Source organism: Pantoea sp. Tr-811, from assembly GCF_011752535.1.
GTDB lineage: Bacteria > Pseudomonadota > Gammaproteobacteria > Pseudomonadales > Pseudomonadaceae > Aquipseudomonas.
This window is the reverse complement of the sequence record NZ_VWXJ01000063.1, coordinates 1-570: the sequence shown is the minus strand read 5'-3', so window position 1 is coordinate 570 and position 570 is coordinate 1. Positions and strand designations below refer to the sequence as shown.

Genomic DNA, 570 nt, shown 5'->3' with positions numbered 1-570 from the left:
AAAACCCGAGCCTGGCCACCGCCGCGCTGCGCATCCGCCCAGACAGCCGGCCAAAACCGCCGTACGAAGAGCGCTTCCGGGTGCTCACCCACAAGGACTACTCCGAACAGGGCCACCGCCTGGGGCAACGCCTCGATACCGCCAAGTACCTCAGCTTCCTGGCCGAACGCGACGAGCTCGAACAACGTATCGCCGAGTTGCAAGCATCGGCCCTGCAAGCCAGCGCCGATCACGATGCCTGGTTGGCTACCGCCGAAACCGGCCACCTCGACAACCCCTACAGCCTGGCCGCTGCACTGGCCTGCTATGACCGCGACGACCTCACCTCCGCACGTGGCCTGGAAACCTCCCTCGCCCTGCTGATTCACCCCATGGGCCAACCCGTGCCCGGCACCGAAGAGCAAGACCTGCGCTTACAGCGGCTGGAGCGCTGGCTGGACCAGCACGACAGCCCGCTGTATGTAGCCCTGGCACCGTTCAATCCCTTCCGCGACAAGGCCGACGCGGTCGGCACCTTGCTCGGAGGCAGCGACAACGTGATCGAAGGCCTGGTCGGCCGATTCCCGGCCC

General features: G+C 66.5%; 1 protein-coding gene. It reads left to right on the top strand.

The features are described 5' to 3' along the window. On the top strand, positions 1–570 hold a 570-nt coding region (locus F3J44_RS29430; protein WP_205300272.1), incomplete at both ends, for a hypothetical protein.